The 18,323-nt window shown below is 29.5% G+C and carries 20 protein-coding genes; 17 read left to right on the top strand and 3 right to left on the bottom strand.

The annotated features are described in order from the left end of the window. Positions 1 to 70: 70 nt before the first annotated feature. The 17 genes from sstT to L8X24_RS00120 all read left to right on the top strand — a co-directional run bounded on the left by sstT (position 71) and on the right by L8X24_RS00120 (position 15,435). Positions 71 to 1,297, top strand: coding sequence for a serine/threonine transporter SstT (sstT, locus tag L8X24_RS00200; protein ID WP_263663098.1), 1,227 nt, complete (start codon positions 71 to 73; stop codon positions 1,295 to 1,297). A gap of 9 nt (positions 1,298 to 1,306) precedes the next feature. Next, on the top strand, positions 1,307 to 2,185 hold the full coding sequence (locus tag L8X24_RS00195; RefSeq protein WP_263663097.1) for an aspartate carbamoyltransferase catalytic subunit: 879 nt from the start codon (positions 1,307 to 1,309) through the stop codon (positions 2,183 to 2,185). A 4-nt stretch (positions 2,186 to 2,189) separates the two neighbouring features. After that, positions 2,190 to 3,911 carry a M3 family oligoendopeptidase gene (locus L8X24_RS00190; RefSeq protein ID WP_263663096.1) on the top strand — a complete coding sequence of 574 codons (1,722 nt, stop codon included), beginning with the start codon at positions 2,190 to 2,192 and terminating at the stop codon, positions 3,909 to 3,911. Continuing rightward, entirely contained in the window at positions 3,904 to 4,350 is a 447-nt protein-coding gene (locus L8X24_RS00185; protein ID WP_074691700.1) for a hypothetical protein, read from the top strand. The genes L8X24_RS00190 and L8X24_RS00185 overlap by 8 nt, the downstream gene beginning before the upstream one ends. After that, positions 4,347 to 6,410 carry an ATP-dependent helicase gene (locus L8X24_RS00180; protein WP_263663095.1) on the top strand — a complete coding sequence of 688 codons (2,064 nt, stop codon included), beginning with the start codon at positions 4,347 to 4,349 and terminating at the stop codon, positions 6,408 to 6,410. The genes L8X24_RS00185 and L8X24_RS00180 overlap by 4 nt, the downstream gene beginning before the upstream one ends. Beyond that, positions 6,407 to 7,225: a tRNA pseudouridine(55) synthase TruB gene (gene truB / locus L8X24_RS00175; RefSeq protein WP_263663094.1), complete on the top strand. Its 819-nt coding sequence runs from the start codon at positions 6,407 to 6,409 to the stop codon at positions 7,223 to 7,225. Before L8X24_RS00180 ends, truB begins: the two co-directional genes overlap by 4 nt. Then, positions 7,219 to 7,446, top strand: a complete 228-nt coding sequence (gene csrA, locus L8X24_RS00170; protein WP_012661763.1) for a carbon storage regulator CsrA — start codon at positions 7,219 to 7,221, stop codon at positions 7,444 to 7,446. The genes truB and csrA overlap by 7 nt, the downstream gene beginning before the upstream one ends. Continuing rightward, entirely contained in the window at positions 7,443 to 8,198 is a 756-nt protein-coding gene (locus tag L8X24_RS00165; protein ID WP_263663093.1) for a 4-(cytidine 5'-diphospho)-2-C-methyl-D-erythritol kinase, read from the top strand. The genes csrA and L8X24_RS00165 overlap by 4 nt, the downstream gene beginning before the upstream one ends. Next, positions 8,198 to 8,653 (top strand): SsrA-binding protein SmpB, encoded by a 456-nt coding sequence (smpB, locus tag L8X24_RS00160; RefSeq protein ID WP_263663092.1) that lies wholly within the window; start codon positions 8,198 to 8,200, stop codon positions 8,651 to 8,653. Before L8X24_RS00165 ends, smpB begins: the two co-directional genes overlap by 1 nt. Before the next feature lie 13 nt (positions 8,654 to 8,666). After that, positions 8,667 to 9,284 (top strand): thioredoxin domain-containing protein, encoded by a 618-nt coding sequence (locus tag L8X24_RS00155; RefSeq protein ID WP_263663091.1) that lies wholly within the window; start codon positions 8,667 to 8,669, stop codon positions 9,282 to 9,284. Next, on the top strand, positions 9,268 to 9,561 hold the full coding sequence (locus L8X24_RS00150; protein ID WP_263663090.1) for an ATP-dependent Clp protease adaptor ClpS: 294 nt from the start codon (positions 9,268 to 9,270) through the stop codon (positions 9,559 to 9,561). The genes L8X24_RS00155 and L8X24_RS00150 overlap by 17 nt, the downstream gene beginning before the upstream one ends. Beyond that, complete coding sequence (locus L8X24_RS00145) at positions 9,558 to 11,687, top strand: AAA family ATPase (RefSeq protein ID WP_263663089.1); 2,130 nt, start codon at positions 9,558 to 9,560, stop codon at positions 11,685 to 11,687. The genes L8X24_RS00150 and L8X24_RS00145 overlap by 4 nt, the downstream gene beginning before the upstream one ends. Next, on the top strand, positions 11,662 to 12,303 hold the full coding sequence (gene aat / locus L8X24_RS00140) for a leucyl/phenylalanyl-tRNA--protein transferase (RefSeq protein ID WP_263663088.1): 642 nt from the start codon (positions 11,662 to 11,664) through the stop codon (positions 12,301 to 12,303). The genes L8X24_RS00145 and aat overlap by 26 nt, the downstream gene beginning before the upstream one ends. Positions 12,304 to 12,395: 92 nt before the next feature. Continuing rightward, positions 12,396 to 12,827, top strand: a complete 432-nt coding sequence (gene flgB / locus L8X24_RS00135; RefSeq protein ID WP_039668590.1) for a flagellar basal body rod protein FlgB — start codon at positions 12,396 to 12,398, stop codon at positions 12,825 to 12,827. A 10-nt stretch (positions 12,828 to 12,837) separates the two neighbouring features. Further along, a complete protein-coding gene (gene flgC, locus L8X24_RS00130; protein ID WP_039618718.1) occupies positions 12,838 to 13,332 on the top strand; it encodes a flagellar basal body rod protein FlgC in 495 nt (164 codons plus the stop codon). A gap of 3 nt (positions 13,333 to 13,335) precedes the next feature. Then, positions 13,336 to 13,629, top strand: coding sequence for a flagellar hook-basal body complex protein FliE (gene fliE, locus L8X24_RS00125; RefSeq protein WP_039668591.1), 294 nt, complete (start codon positions 13,336 to 13,338; stop codon positions 13,627 to 13,629). A 3-nt stretch (positions 13,630 to 13,632) separates the two neighbouring features. Continuing rightward, positions 13,633 to 15,435, top strand: a complete 1,803-nt coding sequence (locus L8X24_RS00120) for a peptidoglycan D,D-transpeptidase FtsI family protein (RefSeq protein ID WP_263663087.1) — start codon at positions 13,633 to 13,635, stop codon at positions 15,433 to 15,435. Positions 15,436 to 15,472: 37 nt separating this feature from the next. Here L8X24_RS00120 and hemH read toward each other — a convergent pair whose 3' ends face one another. Genes hemH through L8X24_RS00105 form a run of 3 tightly spaced genes read right to left on the bottom strand, consistent with a single transcriptional unit; the run spans position 15,473 to position 18,308 of the window. Further along, complete coding sequence (gene hemH / locus L8X24_RS00115) at positions 15,473 to 16,375, bottom strand: ferrochelatase (protein WP_263663086.1); 903 nt, start codon at positions 16,373 to 16,375, stop codon at positions 15,473 to 15,475. Positions 16,376 to 16,377: 2 nt separating this feature from the next. Beyond that, complete coding sequence (locus L8X24_RS00110) at positions 16,378 to 17,235, bottom strand: Gfo/Idh/MocA family protein (RefSeq protein ID WP_263663085.1); 858 nt, start codon at positions 17,233 to 17,235, stop codon at positions 16,378 to 16,380. Beyond that, positions 17,232 to 18,308 carry a DegT/DnrJ/EryC1/StrS family aminotransferase gene (locus L8X24_RS00105; protein ID WP_263663247.1) on the bottom strand — a complete coding sequence of 359 codons (1,077 nt, stop codon included), beginning with the start codon at positions 18,306 to 18,308 and terminating at the stop codon, positions 17,232 to 17,234. The genes L8X24_RS00110 and L8X24_RS00105 overlap by 4 nt, the downstream gene beginning before the upstream one ends. Positions 18,309 to 18,323 lie beyond the last annotated feature (15 nt).

The following is an 18,323-nucleotide window of genomic DNA, read 5'->3' as shown; positions in this document are numbered from 1 at the left end:
TCAAAAAGCTTATTTAAGCTTTACTTTGTTAGAATAAATTAAAAATTTATCACTACAAAAAAGGTAAAAAATGAGTTTATTCTCTTGTGCAATCAAACGCTATAAAGATGGAAATCTTATTTTACAAATTTGCATAGGTATTGTTTTAGGAATTTTAATAGGTGTACTTTCTAAAGATTTAGCTATTTTTGCAAATATTTTTGGTACTTTATTTACAGGAGCTTTAAAAGCTATAGCACCGATTTTAGTTTTTATTTTAATTTTAACAACCATTTGCACAAAAGAATTTAATCATGGAAGTGAAAAAATAAAACATATCATTTTCTTATATATATTTGGAACTTTTTTAGCTTCTTTAAGCGCGGTTAGTATAAGCTTTGTCTTTCCCGTAGAATTAGTATTAACCGATATTGAAAAAGCTTCTACTACAAGCCCTGCACATATAGGCGAAGTATTTAAAACCTTACTTTTTCAAATCGTAGATAATCCTATCCACGCTTTATCTTCAGGAAATTATTTAAGTATATTAGCTTGGGCTATAGGTGGGGGTTTTGCTCTAAGGCATTGTTCAAATGACGCAAAACAACTTTTTACTGATATCAACGAAGGTGTATTAAAAATTGTTAAATTTATAGTCAAGCTTGCTCCTTTTGGAATTTTTGGACTTGTAGCAAATTCAGTTGCTCAAACAGGAGCAGCAGGACTTTTAAGTTATGTTAAATTATTAATCATTTTAGTTTTAACCATGTTTTTTGTAGCCTTTGTGATTAATGCTTTAATTGTTTTTGCTTATACGAAGAAAAATCCTTATCCTTTGATTTTTATTTGCTTAAAACATAGTGCTGTTTTTGCATTTTTTACAAGAAGTTCTGCAGCAAACATCCCTGTAAATATGGCACTTTGCTCTAAATTAAATATCAATAATAATTTATATAGTATTTCTATTCCACTAGGCGCTACGATTAATATGGCAGGAGCAGCTGTAACCATTGCTATATTAAGTCTTGCAGCAGCTCACACAGTAGGCATTGAAATAAATTTTTTACAAGCTATGCTTTTGAGTGTTTTAGCCGCATTTGCAGCTTGTGGAGCTAGCGGGGTTGCTGGAGGTTCACTCTTACTTATACCACTTGCTTGTTCTTTATTTAATATTGATTATGACATAGCTATGCAAGTAGTTGCGGTTGGTTTTATCATAGGGGTTATTCAAGATAGCGTTGAAACAGCTTTAAATAGTTCAACAGATGTTTTATTTAGTGCCATTTGTTCAGATAATGAGCTTAATTTAAAAATTTAAGGAGGACTTATGAGGCATTTAATTACTACAAAAGATTTTAGCAATGATGAAATCTTGGCTTTATTTAAAGAAGCAAAAGAATTTTTAGATGAAAAACCGCGTACATTTTTAGAAGGAAAAAGTGTCACAACAATTTTCTTTGAAAATTCAACACGCACTCAATCAAGCTTTGAAACAGCTGCAAGAAGACTGGGTGCTAAAGTTTTAAAATTAGATGTTTCAAGAAGTAGCTCAAGTAAAGGTGAAACACTTTTTGATACTGCTGCAAATTTAGATGCAATGGCACCAAGTGCTATTGTAGTTAGACACAAAAACTCAGGTGTGCCTCATACTTTAGCAAATTATGCTCATTGTCCTATAGTTAATGGAGGCGATGGTAAACACGCTCATCCTACCCAAGCCTTACTTGATCTTTTTACTATAATGGAACATTTTGATTATAATGTAAAAGGTAAAAAAATAGCAATAGTAGGAGATATTAAAAACTCGCGCGTCGCTGCTTCAAATTTAGAATTATTACCTCGTTTTGGTATTGATATCACCCTAGTAGCCCCACCTCATTTTATGCCAAATTATCCCATTAAAAAAACAAATAAACTAAAAGAAGTTATTGATGATATTGATATTATCATGAGTCTTAGAACACAAACTGAAAGACACAATATTCCAACCTATGCATCGCTTAAAGATTATGCAAATGATTTTTGCATTAGCAAAGACTTAATAAAAGATAAAAATCTCATTATCCTACATCCTGGTCCTGTGCATAGAAACATTGATATTAGCGATGAAGTAATGGCTGATAAAAGATGTAAGGTTTTAACTCAAGTTAAAAATGGTGTTGCCATTAGAATGGCTGTATTAAAAAAACTCATTTTAGAAAGCTAAAATCATGCAAAATTGGAACTTAAGTACGTTATTTAAAGATGAGCAAGAATTAAATCTTTTTTTACAAAAAACCCAAGAAGAAGCTTGTGAATTTAAAAAACAATATGAAAATAATCTTCATAGTTTAGACAATGAGCAATTCTTACAGGCTTTAAAAAATTATGAAGAATTAATCTTAAAACTTTCTCACATACTAACCTATGTGTATTTAAATTTTGCTCAAAATACCACAAAAGGTGCTTTTTATGCAAAATATGAAAATTTAAGTAAAAAAATAGAAGAAAATCTTTTATTTTTTGAACTTGAATTTTGCGAATTAAAAGAAGAAAAAAGCAAAACTTTCATCACATTTTGCAAAGATTATGAGTTTTATTTAAACAATCTTATCAAACACAAAAAACACAATCTTTCTAAAAAAGAAGAAAGAATTATCCTGGCTCTATCAAGTACAGGCTCAGATGCATTTGCAAGATTATTTGATGAAACCTTTAGTGCTTTAAAATTTAATTTTGAAGGGCAAAAATTAAGCGAGGAAGAAATTCTAAGCAAGCTTTATGATAAAGATAGAAGCATTAGAAAAAAAGCTTCAAAATGCTTTAGTAAAACCTTAAAAAAGCAAAACAAACTTTTAGTATATATTTTTAATATAATTAAAAGTGAACTTGCTAGTATTTGCGAGTTAAGATCCTATGAAAGTCCTGAAACCCCAAGACATATAAGAAATCAAATTTCTAAGAAAAGTGTTGATGCGCTTATTAGTGCTAGCGAGAATAGCTTTGATATTGTTTCTAAATTTTATAATGCAAAGAAAAAAATTCTAGGATATAAAAAGCTAAAAGATTATGATCGTTATGCGCCTATTGGAAAGGAAATGCAAGTTGATTTTGATCAAGGAAAAGATATAGTTTTAAAAGCCTTTGAAAAATTTTCTAAAGATTTTTATATGATAGCAAAAGAAGCTTTTGAGAATAATTGGATCGATGTTTACCCTAAAGAATTTAAACAAAGCGGTGCTTTTTCCCACTCAAGTACACCACTAAGCCATCCTTTCATACTTTTAAACTATACCAACCAAAGACGTGATCTTTTCACCCTAGCACATGAGCTAGGTCACACTATACATCAAAAACTTTCTTATAAAGTAAGTTTTTTAAATCAAGATACACCTCTAACTACAGCAGAAACTGCTTCAGTGTTTGCAGAAATGTTGATTTTTGATTACATTAAAGAAAATTTAGACAAAGAAGAGCTTTTGTCCTTATATGCGGCAAAGATTGAAGATATTTTTGCTACTCTTTATAGACAGATTAATTTTACTACTTTTGAACGCAGATTTCATGCTAAAAAAGAAGAGCTAAGCGCTCAAGAACTAAGTGAAATTTGGCTTGAAGAATCAAGAAAAATGTTTCAAGATAGCGTAGTTTTAACCAAAAATTATGGCCTTTGGTATTCTTATATACCGCATTTTATACACTCTCCATTTTACTGCTATGCTTATGCTTATGCACAACTTTTAGTTTTAGCACTCTATGGTCTATATAAAAGTGGCAAATGTCCTAATTTTACCTCAATTTATATTGAGTTTTTAAGTAGTGGGGGAAGTAAAAGTCCAAAAGAACTTGTAGCTATGTTTGGCTTTGATATAGAAAGTGATGAATTTTGGAATATAGGCTTAGAGCAAGTTAGAATACTAGTAGATGAATTTTTAAGGCTAAGCGATGATTGATAAAATTTTAAATAATAAAAATTTTATAAGTTTAATGCAAAAAAGCATTTATGAATGTTTGCAAATTTTAATCCAAGAAGATATCGAGTTTAATATCATTGTAAATACTAAATTTGTTACACTCGAACCTCCTTTGCCACCAGAATTAGATGTAGTGAGTAAAAATCCTTATTGTCTTTTTGCACTTGGTGGTTATACTTTTAAATCTATAGTTTTAACAAATGAGCATATAGAATTTCATGCAGGTTTTGGACCTGATGATTTTGCAACCTTTGTGAAAGTGGATTTAGGGGCAATTACTCAAATTCAAGTTGAAGATAATATCATTTTTGTTAATTTTTCAAACTATTTCAAAAAGCAAAATGATCAAAAATTAAAAGAAAAATCCATGAATGCTTTTTTAAATAATCCCAACAATAAAGATTTATTTAAAAAATGAGTTTTTTTGAAGATTTAAATGATAGCCAAAAAGAAGCTATCATGCATATTGATGGAGCTATGCTGATACTAGCAGGTGCAGGTAGCGGAAAGACTAAAACCATTACCACTAGACTTGCTTATTTAATCGATCATGTAGGCATTCCTGCGCAAAATACCCTCACACTAACCTTTACAAATAAAGCTGCTAATGTAATGAAAACAAGAGCCTTAGCACTTTTACAAGATCAAAATTTACACAATCCCCTTTTATGTACTTTTCATAAATTTGGCTTGTTATTTTTAAGACTTTATAGCGAAAGAATTAATAGAGCAAATAATTTTGTCATTATTGATACAGATGATAAAAAGAAAATACTAAAAGATTTAGCTAGCGAAAATTTGCAAAGCTCTTTAGCAAGCATAGGTGCTTATATTTCAAATTTTAAAAATCAAAGCAAAAGTGCTCAAGAAATACGTAAAGAATTAGAATTTTTAAAAGATGAAAAAAACAAAAATTACGAAGAAATCATTCATTTATATGAGCAATATGAACATTTTTTAATCCAAAATAATTTTATGGATTTTGATGATTTACTCATGCTAACTAATAAAATTTTAGAAGATGAACAATTTGCAAAAGAGCAAAGTCAAAAATATACTTATATAACAGTAGATGAGTATCAAGATACTAATGCCTTGCAATATCAAATTCTAAAAAAACTTTGCACGTCTCATGAAAATATTTGCGTGGTGGGTGATGATGATCAAAGTATTTATGGTTGGCGTGGAGCTAAAATAGAAAATATCTTAAATTTCAAAGAGCAATTTAATAATGTAAAATTAGTCAAACTAGAGCAAAATTATCGCTCAACTAGCGCTATTTTGCAAGCTGCAAATGAGCTTATAGAGCATAATAGAAAAAGACTAGGAAAAACTTTGATTTGCACCAAAGATGAGGGCGAAGAAATCACAATTTTACAAAATGATGATGAGAAAATTGAAAGCTTTAAGGTTGCAAGAGAAGTTTCAAAACTTTTAAACTCAGGGATTAATCCTAGTGAAATAGCCATACTTTATAGAGTAAATGCCCTATCTCGTGCTCTTGAAGAAGCTTTTAGCAAAGAAAAAATTCCTTTTAAATTGCTAAGTGGAATTCGTTTTTATGAAAGAGCTGAAATTAAAGATATTATTTCTTATTTAAGATTGCTTTCAAATTTAAATGATGATTATTCTTTTAAACGCATTATCAACCGCCCTAAAAGAAACTTTGGTAATGCAAGTTTAGAAAAGCTAGAAAATTATGCCAAAGAAAATCATTTGTCTTTATTTGAAAGTCTATGTGCTTTGCAAGGAAGTGGATTTTTTAGCAAAAAAACAGACAAAGAATTAGAAAAATTCATACTAAGCATACACAAAATCAAAGAAAAAGATGATTTACTTGCAATGATTTTAGCCTTAGAAGAAGAATTTAAAATCAAAGAATTTTATAAAGATAACCCAGAAGGCGAAGATAAACTTTTAAACATAGATGAACTTTATGCTAACTTAAAAGATAAAATCACTCATGGAAATTATAATGGCTTAGATGATATTTTAAATGAAATTTCTTTACTTAATGAGCAAGATGGACTTGATAAAGAAAGTATTTGTATTATGAGTATTCATGCAAGCAAAGGACTTGAGTTTGATTATGTTTTTATTATAGGTTTAGAAGAAGGATTTTTCCCACTTACTAGCGAATCAAGCAATATAGAAGAAGAAAGAAGACTTGCTTATGTAGCAATCACTAGAGCCAAGAAAAAACTTTATCTAAGCTATGCTAATTCTAGATTTTACAAAGGAAGTCGCACAAGATTAGAAAAAAGTAGATTTTTTGGCGAGAGCAATGTAATCAAAAAAGAATTAACACTAGATCATCAAAAAAATTGCTACAAAAAAGGCGATTTAATCAAACATAAAATTTTTGGCATAGGTAGAGTCACTGGGGTAAGTAAAATAGGTGCTGAAGAAAAACTCACGATTAATTTTGGAGGCATAGAAAGAATGATAATGTCAAGTTTTGTGGAAAAAGTGATATGAATAAGCTTTTTGTAGCTTACAAACCAAGCGGAATGAGTTCTAATGCTTTTTTAGGCAAACTCAAGAAAAAATATAAAAATAAAAAAGCAGGTTTTTCAGGAACACTTGATCCTTTTGCAAAAGGTGTTTTACTCATAGCCTTTGATCAATATACAAAACTTTTTCGCTTTTTTGATAAAAATCCAAAAGTTTATAAAGCAACGCTTTGGCTAGGCGTGCATTCACTAAGCCTTGATAATCAAAATATCAAAGAGATCAATCTTATAAATGCTTTTAATGAGCAAATTTTAGAACAAATTAAAAATGAACTTTTAGGTAAAATCACCTACACCCCACCCGCATTTTGTGCAAAAAAAATAGATGGAGTGCGCTCTTATGAGCTTGCAAAAAGAGGTTTTGAAGTCAATTTAAAACCTTGCGTTATGGAAATTTTTTATACTAAAATTTTACACTATAACCACCCCTTTTTAACCATAGAAATAGCAGTTAGTGAGGGTTCTTATATACGCTCTTATTGTGAATTATTTGCTAGAAAACTTGGTATTAAAGCCACGCTAAGCTCATTAGAGCGTTTAAGTGAAGGAAGGTTTTTTTATGAAAATGAAAAAGAGTTAAATCCTTTAGCTTATTTAAATCTTAGAAAAAATACGATAAAATACCCCCAAAAATTACACAATGGACAAAAAATATTTTTGGACGATTTGGAAATTCAAGAAGAAGGTAGCTATATTTTAGAAGAAAAAGATTTTTTTTCTATCATTTCTATCCAAGATAATCAAGTGCAATATTATTTAAATAAGGTATTAAAATGTTAATTTTATCAAGAAAAGAAAATGAAAGTATAAAAATCGGAGATGATATAGAAATCAAAGTAGTTCAAACAGGCAAAGGCTATGCTAAAATAGGCATCGAAGCTCCAAAGTCTTTAATGATACTACGCAAAGAGCTTATCGAGCAAGTAAAAAGTGAAAATTTACATGCAATTAGTGATGAAACGATAAAACTTGATGATCTGAGTAAAAAGCTAAAAAAATGAAAGCTTACGCAAAAGCTAATATTTTTTTAAAAATCACAGGAATTGACTCAAGATCATATCATTTATTACAATCACGCTTTGTCTTGTTAAAAGATATTTTTGATGAATTAAGCTTTAGCGATGAAAAAACAAAAGAAGGATTTGAAATCACTGGAAATTTTACCCAAGATACCATCATACACAAAGCTTATAAAGAATTAGAAAATTTAGGATTTTCTAATGAATTAAATGAATTTTTTAAAGACAAAAGTTTAAAGCTTATCAAAAATATTCCCATAGGTGGAGGCCTTGGTGGAAGTAGCACTGACGCAGTGACATTTTTGCTTATGATTAACGAAGCTTTAAATTTAAAACTTAACCAACAACAACTTGAACAAATCTGCCAAAAACTCGGTTCTGATTTAATCTTTTTTTTAAGTAGATATGATAGTGCAAATGTTAGCGGGTGTGGCGAGATTGTAGAATATTTTGAAGATGATTTTACTCAACTTGATTTTACTTTTCCTACTATTGAATGCTCAAGTGCAAAAGTATATAAAGCATTTGATGAAAGCTTATATGATTTAACAGCAAATTTAAATTTGTCCAAAACACTTAAAACACTCAAAACAAGCGAAATTTTAGAGTATAAAAATACTGATTTAAATGACTTATTTGCTCCTTGTGTAAAAATTTATCCTAAAATGCAAACTTTTCTTAATGAAGCTTATTTTTTAAGTGGAAGTGGAAGTGGAGTTTTTAAGGCTAAATGATGAAAAAAACTATAGTAAAAAACAAAAAAGCTTTTTTTGATTATGAAATTTTGGAAAAATTTGAAGCAGGTATTGTTTTAAAAGGTTCTGAGGTAGTAGCATTAAGAGCTAGTAGAACAAATTTAAAAGATTCTTTTGTGCGTATTATCAAAGGTGAAATTTTCTTACTTAATGCTCATATTTCTCATCTTAGTACTACACATTCTTTTTATAAGCATGATGAAAAAGGTGCGCGAAAACTTTTAATGCATAAAAAGCAAATCGATAGGCTTTTTGGTAAAATTAGCACTCAAGGCTTTACTATAGTGCCATTAGAACTTTATTTTAATGAAAAAAATAAAGCAAAAGTCTTAATAGCCTTAGCCAAAGGAAAAAACTTACACGATAAAAGAGAAAGCTTAAAGAAAAAACAAGCAGATCTTGAGGCAAGAGCTGCTATGAAAAATCATTATTAAAAAAAGGATTTTGATGAAAAAATTTGCTTATTTATTTTTTACATTTGCTTTTGCATTTTTAATAAGTGCTTGCTCAAGTGAAGAAAAAATCGAAAACGAATTTGCATTTGCTGAGTATAAAATGGGTGATGAAATTCTTTTAAAAAGTGTCAATGGTGGTGAAAAAACCTTAGTAAGAACACAAAATGGTTTTATGGTAAAGGGTGAAGAGAATAAAATTTTAATGTTTGATTTTTTTGGAACCTTTTGCACACCTTGCCAAGAAGAAGCTACCCATCTAACAAGCTTATGGCAAAAAAATACAGATAATTTTATCATCATGGGGCTTAGTCATTTTGAAAATGTAAGCGATCAAACTGTAAAAGATTTTGCTATTAAATATGGGGCGTATTATTTTTTAAGCAATTCTAAAGAAAATGATAGAATTGTCGCACAAGCTTTAAAAGATATCAACTATCAAAGCATGGAGCAACTTCCTTTTAAAGTGGTTTTAAAAGATGGTATTTATCAAGATTTAACAGACTTTTGGAATAAAGACTCAAAAAATTATGTGAAATATTATCTTGGGAAAGTTTCTACTGAGATTATGCAAGAAGATATTACTAGGATATTAAATGGGTCTAAAAAGTGAAATTTTAGAGCAACAAAAACTAGCAGAACCTAAAATGTTTAAGGTTTTGCTTTTAAATGATGATGTTACCACTATGGATTTTGTAATTGAAATTTTAATGAATATTTTTCATCATGATTTTGAAAAAGCAAGTGCAATTATGCTTGAAATCCATCATCAAGGAAGCGGAGTTTGTGGCATATACACAGAAGAAATTGCACTTAGCAAAAAACAGCAAGTTGACATGGCAGCAAAAAACAATGATTTTCCACTCCAAACAAGGATAGAAGAACAATGAAATATAAAGAATTAATTGACTCATTTATACCAAATGCAAGACATTTAAGCTTTATCAATCATCATGAATTTATCACTTGTGAGCATTTACTTTTTGCTTTAGTTAAACTTAGTAATGACTTTAAAAATCTACTTGAAGAAATCGGAGATGGTGATTTACAAGGCTTTGAAAATGAGTTAAAAAACTACTTAGCTAAAAATAACGAAATTTTAAAAAAAGAAATAGAACCTATTTTTTCTGTGATCTTGGAAAATATATTACACAAGTTAAATGCAAAAAATCAAACAAGTGTGATTGATTTTATCATCGCACTTTGCAAAGAAGAAAAAGCTTATTCTTATAATATTTTAAAAAAACACCTAATAGAAGAAGAAAAAATAAAAGAATTGTTACAAAATGCTGAATTTGAAAATTTAAAAACCCATACCATAGAGTTAGTTGAGCTTGCAAAAAAAAGCAAAATAGATCCTGTTATAGGCAGGAAATTTGAACTTGAAAGAATGATGCAAATTCTAAGCCGTCGCAAAAAAAATAATCCTATTTTAGTTGGTGAGCCAGGTGTTGGTAAAAGTGCCATTATAGATGGACTAGCGTTAGCTATAGCTGAAGAAAAAGTGCCAAAACATTTAAAAAACTCAAAAATTTATAGTCTTGATATGGCAAGCTTGCTTTCAGGGACAAAATACAGAGGTGATTTTGAAAAAAGATTAAAAGATATCATTAAAGAATTAGAAAATATCCCTAATGCTATTTTATTTATAGATGAAATTCACACCATAGTAGGAACTGGCGCAAGCAATGAAAGTCATGCAGATATGTCAAATTTATTAAAACCTGCACTAAGTAATGGCAACATCAAATGCATAGGAGCAACTACTTTTATAGAATATAAAAACACCTTCGATAAAAACAAAGCTCTAAGTAGAAGATTTGCAAAAATTGATATAGATGAACCAAGCGAAGAAGAGTGTTTTTTAATCTTACAAGGCTTAAAAAGCAAATATGAAAATTTTCACAAAATCAAAATTAGTGATGAAATTTTACAAACAAGTATAAAATTAGCAAAACAATTTTTACATGATAAATTTTTACCCGATAGTGCGATTGATTTAATCGATGAGCTTGGTGCAAGCTTTGCTTTAGAAGATAAAAAAAGTAAAAAAATAGTAAAAATAAAAGATTTAGAAAATACTTTAGCAAGAATGACGCATTCTCATAAAATTTATGAAAGCGATCAAGGTAAAATTCTTAAGAACTTAGAGCATGATTTAAAACAAAACATCTTTGGACAAGATGAAGCTATTAAAGCTTTATGTTCTATTTTAAAACAAAGCTATGCAGGATTAAAAGGTAAAAACACCCCAAAAGGCGTGTTTTTATTTACCGGTTCAAGCGGGGTTGGTAAAACCGAACTTGCGAAAAATTTAGCACAAATTTTAAACCTTAACCTTGAAAGATTTGACATGAGCGAATACTCACAAAAACATGATGTGAGCAAACTCATAGGAACTTCAGCAGGTTATGTGGGCTATGAAGATGGTGGCTTGCTTAGTAATAATATTAGAAAAAATCCTTTTAGCGTAGTTTTATTTGATGAGATAGAAAAAGCTCATCCTGATTTAACTAATACTTTTTTACAAATTTTTGATAATGCAAGCTTGACGGATAATAGTGGATTAAAAGCTGATTTTAAAAACACTATTATCATTATGACTTCAAATTTAGGCTTAAAAGAAAGTAATGAGCTTGGTTTTTTAAGCAGTGATAAAGAAAAAAGCAATAAAGCCATAAAAGATTTTTTTGCACCTGAATTTATCAACCGTATTGATAAAATCATTCATTTTAATGACTTAAATCAAGAAATTTTAGAACAAATCGTTCAAAAAGAGCTAGATTTAATGGCGAAAAATTTAAATAATATCACCATAGAAGCTGATAAAAAAGTAAAAGAATTTCTTGCTAAAAAAACTAATAATAAGGAATTTGGGGTAAGATTGTTAAAACGCATTATTGCTGAAGAATTAGGAGAGAGATTAAGCGATGAGATTTTGTTTGGAAAATTAAAAAATGGTGGTAAATTAAAACTCAAACTTTCCAAAAATGAAAAAATCGAATTTGTATTCTAAACTTTTAAAAAGCCCTGATGATGCGCCTGTTTTTATTAGCGAAAAGCTAGAAGTAGATTTTATACCTCATGCTTATCGTCTAGGGCTTTTTCCATGGACTAGTAATCCTGTTACTTGGTGGTGCCCTTCTCCTAGAATGGTGCTTTTACCTGATGAAGTGCGTATACAAAAAAGCATAAAAAAAGCTTTAAAAACTTATGAAATAAGACTTGATTTTGATTTTAACTCGCTTATAAGCCATTGCGCAAAAAGAAAAAAAACTTGGATAAGTCAAGAATTTATACAAGTTTATACAAAGCTTTTTAAGCAAAATTTAGCTCATAGTGTTGAAGTTTATGAAAATGATGTTTTAATCGGTGGTTTATATGGACTTATCATAGGCAAAATATTTTTTGGCGAAAGCATGATAAGCCTTAAAAAAGATGCTTCAAAAGTAGCCCTAATAAGACTTTGTGAGCTTTTAAAACCATATGATTTTTTAATAGATTGTCAAGTGCCTAATGAGCATTTAAAATTTATGGGTGCTAAAGAAATGACAAAAAAAGATTTTTTAAAAACACTAGAAAAAAAAGTTTCGCTTGAAAGTGGCTTTAAAAATTTCAAAAATTTACTATAAAAAGATATACTTATAGATAAACAAAATTGCATAAATATTTTGGAATGATTTTTGCTTTTAGTCTATAAAAGCTTTATTTTAAAGGAAAAATTATGATAAGCCCTTTTAAATCAAAAGAACTTATTGTTGATGCTTTAGCAGGAAGAAACCTAAGAAGTCAAATGATTAATTCTAACCTTGCAAATGTTGATACTCCTTTTTATAAAGCAAGAGATATAGAATTTGAAACTGCTTTAGTTAATAGAGCAAATGAAATTTTTAAAAAGAAAGATACTAAAGAGCTTGAATTAGCAAGTACAAATGCAAATCATCAAAAACCTTGGAAATTTCCAGATCCTAATAAATCAACCATTTATTTAAGAGATGGACATTTAGCAAGAAATGACGCAAATACAGTAGATCTTGATGTAGAAACTACTGAAATGAGTAAAAATACTATGATGATTACTGCTTTAGATGGTGTTTTAAGAAGACAAAGTAATATTTTTTCAACCATCATAGAAACAAGCTCTAAATTAGGCTAGGAGAAAAACAATGGCTTATTTAAGTGATTTTGATATTAGCGGATACGGACTTAGTGCTCAACGCTTTAGAATGAATGTAATTAGCTCAAATATAGCTAATGCAAACACTACCAGAACAGCAGAAGGCGGACCGTATAGAAGAAGAGAAGTGATTTTTAAAGCGACTGATTTTAATGAATTACTAAATAAACAAATCGCTAAAGATAATAATTTTTTAGAATATGAAAATCCTTTAAACGACCCAGCTTCGCAAAAAGATGCAAAACCTGCTATAATGAGCGTAGTAGTTGATAAGGTTGTAAGAGATGATAAAGATTTTCGTATGAAATTTGATCCATCTCATCCAGATGCAAATGAACAAGGTTATGTTGCTTTTCCAAATATAAACCCTGTCATTGAAATGGCCGATTTAATAGAAGCAACAAGAGCTTACCAAGCAAATGTAAGCGCTTTTACAAGCACTAAAACTATAGCACAAAGTGCGATAGATTTACTAAGAGGTTAATAAATGAACACTATTAATGGTATAAATCAATTTAACAATGTTAACAATAAAAATAATAACAACTCAAATAATATAGGTGATGAATTTTCAAGCTTATTAAAAAATTCTATAAACAACCTTAATAAAACTCAAGAAACAGCTGAAGCTGCTATGGTAGATATCGCAACAGGTGAAGTAAAAGACTTACACCAAGCAGCAATTGCGATTAGCAAAGCTGAATCAAGTATGAAATTTATGCTTGAAGTTAGAAATAAGGCTATAAACGCATATAAAGAAATTTCAAGAACTCAAATTTAATATATGCTTTCAAACACCATTAGAAATAGAGTTTCAAAGGTAGCTTTTGCTTTTTGTATGGCTCTGTTTTTTATGGCCTTGTTTTTACTTTCTACTTTTTTTCTAACCTCAAAACGCCATATACCAAATACCCAAAAAGAACAATATTTTTCCGCTCTTAGAGGTAATATCATCACAAGCGATAATTTTACAGTAACCTCTAGTAGGCAAATTTATAGAGCAGAGATTGATCTAAGAAGTTTAAATCCTGATAAAAAAGAATTATTCTTAACGCTTTTTCAAATTTATAGTGGTGCAAGCGATGAACAAATGCAAGATATCAAAAAAAGAATGCTTGCAAAAAAAAGAAGAAGTTATAATTTTATTTTACTCCAAGATATTAACTCAAAAGATGCAAGTTATTTAAAAGAATTAGCTAAAAAGCTTTATACTCAAGGTTTTTTTAAGTCTTTTACAAATAACAACGGCAGAGTTGAAACAAGAGGACTTGATATCATAGAACACAAAGAAGATCGCGTGTATATGCCAAAAGACTCACTTACTCCTATCATAGGCTACACAAGAACTTATATGGATGAAAAAAGCGAAATTTTTAAAAATGTCGGCATAAAAGGTTTAGAAAAATACTACAATGAATGCTTAAGCCCTTTACAAAATGCAAAAATCCAAGGTTTAAGAGATATAGGTGGCAATATTATCTTAAATTTACACTCTTATGAAAAGCGTAAAATAGATGGATGTAATTTATACTTAAATATTTCACTAAAACTTCAAAAAGGCTTAGAAAAGGCTATTGATAAAAGAAATGAAGATCTAAAAGCTAATGAAATTATAGTTGCAATTATGGAAAGTAAAAGTGGAAAAATTTTAGCCCTTGCTAGCTCAAGAAGATACGATCCGCAAAATCGTGGAAAAGATCTATCTGTACTTAATGCAAGCGCGATAGAATATGGCTATGAAGCAGGTTCTGTTATAAAGCCTTTTATATTTACCACTGCTTTAATGCTTGATAAAATCAAAGTCAATGAAATCATCAACACTCAAGGCGGTCAATACAAGCTTGGTCGTTTTACCATACGCGATGATCATAGAAAAGATAAAATGAGCATGGAAGAAGTTATCACCTACTCTTCAAATGTCGGCATGATTAAAATCGCCCAAAGATTAAGCAATCTTGAAATCATCTCAGGGCTTAGAATTTTTCGTTTTGGAGAAAGAAGTGGTATTGATCTTCCTTATGAACAAAAAGGAGAAATACCAAATCCAAAAAGGTTAAGAGAAGTAGAAAAATCTGTATTAAGTTATGGTTATGGCTTAAAAACAACTTTTATGCAACTTCTAGCTGCTTATAATGTATTTAACAATGATGGAATTTATATCACACCACAAATTGCAAATAAAATTTATCAAGATGGACGCTTAATAAAACTTGATGATGAAGTTAAAAAAGAAAAAATTCTCTCAAGTAAAGCTGCCAAAGAAATGCAACAAATTTTAATCAATGTTATAGAAAAAGGAACGGGTAAAAAAGCACAAACTCAAGGCATTATCATAGGTGGTAAAACAGGTACAGCTAGGATTGCTGAGAGAAAAGGCTATACTTCAAATCGCTACAATGCTTCATTTTTTGGCTTTGCAAATGATGAGAAAAACAATTACACCATAGGGGTTTTGGTGAGAAATCCTACCAAGGCTTATAGTTATTATGCTGCACAAAGTGCTTTACCTATGTTTAAAGATACAGTAAATCTTATGATAAAAGAAAGTTATTTAAAGCCTATAGAAAACAAAACGATAAAAAACTAATCCAAACTAACTTTAAAATTTAGAGTTTTATTTGACTCTAAACTAAACAATTTAAAACAAACTCTATAAACTCATCGCTATCATTAGAACAAGGGATAAGCTCATAATCACTTTTTGCTAAGTGTCTATACTCAACTCCAAGTTCAAAAATCGTTTCAGAACAATCTATACAAAAAGATATAGGATAAATCAAAGCTTTTTGATCTAAATTTGCTAAAATATCACTTGTATTAGGTTCAAGCCATTTTACTGGACCTAGTTTTGATTGATATGATAAAATGATTTGTTCAAATTCATTTTTAAGTTTTTCTTTTAAGATACCCACATGCTCTTGCACATGTTTTTCATACAAATCGCCTTTTTTAATCACTGAAAGCGGTAAAGAATGCGCAGAAAAAATCAAAGTTTTATAATCACATTCTTTCTTTTTTTCTAAAATATGCTTTATAATCATTTCATTATAAAGTTCATCTTTATAAAAAACATCAATGATTTTTACATTAGCTTGATTTTGGATACTTCTTAGCTCATTTTGCACCACTTCTAAAGAACTAGTTACAGTAGTTTTAGAATGATGAGGATATAAAGGAAATAAAATGATTTCATCATTTTTTTGAAAATCATATTTTGAAAAAACCTCATTTGCAAAGGGTGGTACATAAAGACTAATAAAATCAAAGCTATATTCTCTAGTTTTAGAATTTAATCTATCACATAAACTTTGTGTGATTTGAGTAAGCGGGGACTTCCCACCCATTTTTTCATAGTTTTGCTTCATAGCTTTTAGTCTTGATTTTCTTATCATAAAGGCTACAAATTTTCTTAAAAAAACATTTTGTATCCCTAAAATATAAGGATCATTAAACATATTTTTTAAAAAAACTTCACATTCTTCAAGTTTATTAACCCCGCCCATATTTAAAAAAAATACATATTTCACTATCAAACACCTTCTAAAATTTCTTGTACTCTCAAAGCATCTTCAATGCTAGCTAAATTTTTACAAACCCCATTTTGCAAAAGCTCAAAAAAAGCTTCATGCTCCGCATATAAAGGAGAGTTTTCATATAAATTTGGAATTTTTTGCATATTGATAAAAAGTTCAAAATTTTTAAGATCAAGTTCATAAGTATGTTTTTTACCTAAAAGTGTGATTTTTCTTATAATGCATTGTCCATTCCAGCTATCATGAATACTTGCTAAGATATTTTCTAATTTTAAGCTTATCATTACCTCATCTTCAAATTTATCATGATGAAAGCTTTTATAAATATTTGCTTTTAAAATTTGCTCTTGACTTAAAAATCTAACTAAGTCAATATCATGCACACCAAGATCACTTAAAACACCTACATCGTTTATTCTTTGTGGATAAGGAGAAATTCTTTGTATGTTAATACTTATAATCTCATCTTCTAAAAGTTTTTCTTTTAAAGTTAAAATAGCAGGATTAAATCTCTCGCAAAAACCCACCCCTACTCTAACTTTATTTTCTCTAGCTTTTTGCTCTAAAATTAAAATTTCATCAATATTTAATGCCAAAGGCTTTTCTATCAAAATATTTTTTATTTTAGGAAAAACCTTTAAAGCTATGTCTAAATGCGTATGAGTAGGCGTGGCAATGATAACACCATCAAGATTTTGTGCTAAAAAATCATCAAAATTTTTATGAAAAAAGTGTTTAAATTCATCTTTGCAAAAAGGATCATAAAGATGAATTTCTTTTACTTTTAAATTACGCTCAAGTTCTCTTAAATGGTTTTTGCCCATTTTACCAAGGCCTATAAGCCCTATTTTCATTCAAAAGCCTCAATCACTCTAGCTTGGTGCTCTTCTTTTAAAAATGCACTCATAGGCAAAGATAAAATTTCATTACTCAAAAGCTCTGTATTTGGCAAATCACCCTTTTTATAAGCAAGATAATCAAAAGCTTCTTGCAAATGAAGCCCTAAAGGATAATGCACCGCAGTAGGTATGCCTTGCTCTTGTAATTTTTGCATGAAATTTTCTCTATTCTTCACACGTACGCTATATTGAGCCTGGGCACTCACAAAATCATCTTTTCTTGGCGGTAAAATACAATTTTTTAAATTTTCATCATAAATTTTTGCTATTGCTTCTCTTTTTTTAATCTCTTCATCTAAGTATTTTAATTTCACATTTAAAATAGCTGCTTGGATAGTATCAAGCCTTCCATTAATACCGATGTATTTATGCTTATATCTTTGCACTTGTCCATGATTTAAATAAATTTTTATTTTTTGTGCTAATTCATCATCTTGGGTAAAAATCGCCCCGCCATCTCCATAAGCACCTAAAGGCTTAGACGGGAAAAAGCTTGTGCAAGATATATCAGCTATAGCACATGATTTTATACCCTTTTGACTAGCTCCAAAACTTTGCGCGCTATCTTCTATCAAAGCAATATTTTGACTTTTACAAAGCTCTTTTAGAGCAAACATATCAGGCATAAGCCCAAAAATACTCACAGCAATTACAGCTTTAGTTTTAGGCGTGATAGCACTTTGAACTTTTTCTAAACTAAGATTATAATCTTTAAAATCAATATCTACAAAAACAGGTTTAGCGCCGATTAGAGCAACCATTTCAGCCGTAGCTATAAAGGTAAAACTTGGCACTATTACCTCATCATCTTTACCTACGCCCAAAGCCATCAAGGCTAAAAATAACGCACTTGTGCCACTTGAACAACCTATTGCGTGTTTAATACCTATATATTTAGCTAAATTGTTTTCAAATTCTTCTAATTTTGCACCACCTATGAAAGAAGTGCTTTGTAAAACTTCACTAATAGCCTCATCGATTTCATTTTTATAAGCATTATATTGAGCATTTAAGTCTATAAAAGGAATTTTCATTGTATTACC

The sequence above is a fragment of the Campylobacter sp. CNRCH_2015_0814 genome (genome assembly GCF_025772765.1).
Lineage (GTDB): Bacteria > Campylobacterota > Campylobacteria > Campylobacterales > Campylobacteraceae > Campylobacter_D.
Note: the sequence above shows the minus strand (reverse complement) of the source record. Positions and strands in the feature narration are given on the sequence as shown.

What these genes read in the sequence shown, in the direction of transcription:
- sstT (WP_263663098.1), top strand. Translation starts at nt 71, where the DNA reads ATGAGTTTATTCTCTTGTGCAATCAAACGCTATAAAGATGGAAATCTT.
- L8X24_RS00195 (WP_263663097.1), top strand. Translation starts at nt 1,307, where the DNA reads ATGAGGCATTTAATTACTACAAAAGATTTTAGCAATGATGAAATCTTG.
- L8X24_RS00190 (WP_263663096.1), top strand. Translation starts at nt 2,190, where the DNA reads ATGCAAAATTGGAACTTAAGTACGTTATTTAAAGATGAGCAAGAATTA.
- L8X24_RS00185 (WP_074691700.1), top strand. Translation starts at nt 3,904, where the DNA reads ATGATTGATAAAATTTTAAATAATAAAAATTTTATAAGTTTAATGCAA.
- L8X24_RS00180 (WP_263663095.1), top strand. Translation starts at nt 4,347, where the DNA reads ATGAGTTTTTTTGAAGATTTAAATGATAGCCAAAAAGAAGCTATCATG.
- truB (WP_263663094.1), top strand. Translation starts at nt 6,407, where the DNA reads ATGAATAAGCTTTTTGTAGCTTACAAACCAAGCGGAATGAGTTCTAAT.
- csrA (WP_012661763.1), top strand. Translation starts at nt 7,219, where the DNA reads ATGTTAATTTTATCAAGAAAAGAAAATGAAAGTATAAAAATCGGAGAT.
- L8X24_RS00165 (WP_263663093.1), top strand. Translation starts at nt 7,443, where the DNA reads ATGAAAGCTTACGCAAAAGCTAATATTTTTTTAAAAATCACAGGAATT.
- smpB (WP_263663092.1), top strand. Translation starts at nt 8,198, where the DNA reads ATGAAAAAAACTATAGTAAAAAACAAAAAAGCTTTTTTTGATTATGAA.
- L8X24_RS00155 (WP_263663091.1), top strand. Translation starts at nt 8,667, where the DNA reads ATGAAAAAATTTGCTTATTTATTTTTTACATTTGCTTTTGCATTTTTA.
- L8X24_RS00150 (WP_263663090.1), top strand. Translation starts at nt 9,268, where the DNA reads ATGGGTCTAAAAAGTGAAATTTTAGAGCAACAAAAACTAGCAGAACCT.
- L8X24_RS00145 (WP_263663089.1), top strand. Translation starts at nt 9,558, where the DNA reads ATGAAATATAAAGAATTAATTGACTCATTTATACCAAATGCAAGACAT.
- aat (WP_263663088.1), top strand. Translation starts at nt 11,662, where the DNA reads ATGAAAAAATCGAATTTGTATTCTAAACTTTTAAAAAGCCCTGATGAT.
- flgB (WP_039668590.1), top strand. Translation starts at nt 12,396, where the DNA reads ATGATAAGCCCTTTTAAATCAAAAGAACTTATTGTTGATGCTTTAGCA.
- flgC (WP_039618718.1), top strand. Translation starts at nt 12,838, where the DNA reads ATGGCTTATTTAAGTGATTTTGATATTAGCGGATACGGACTTAGTGCT.
- fliE (WP_039668591.1), top strand. Translation starts at nt 13,336, where the DNA reads ATGAACACTATTAATGGTATAAATCAATTTAACAATGTTAACAATAAA.
- L8X24_RS00120 (WP_263663087.1), top strand. Translation starts at nt 13,633, where the DNA reads ATGCTTTCAAACACCATTAGAAATAGAGTTTCAAAGGTAGCTTTTGCT.
- L8X24_RS00110 (WP_263663085.1), bottom strand. Translation starts at nt 17,235, where the DNA reads ATGAAAATAGGGCTTATAGGCCTTGGTAAAATGGGCAAAAACCATTTA.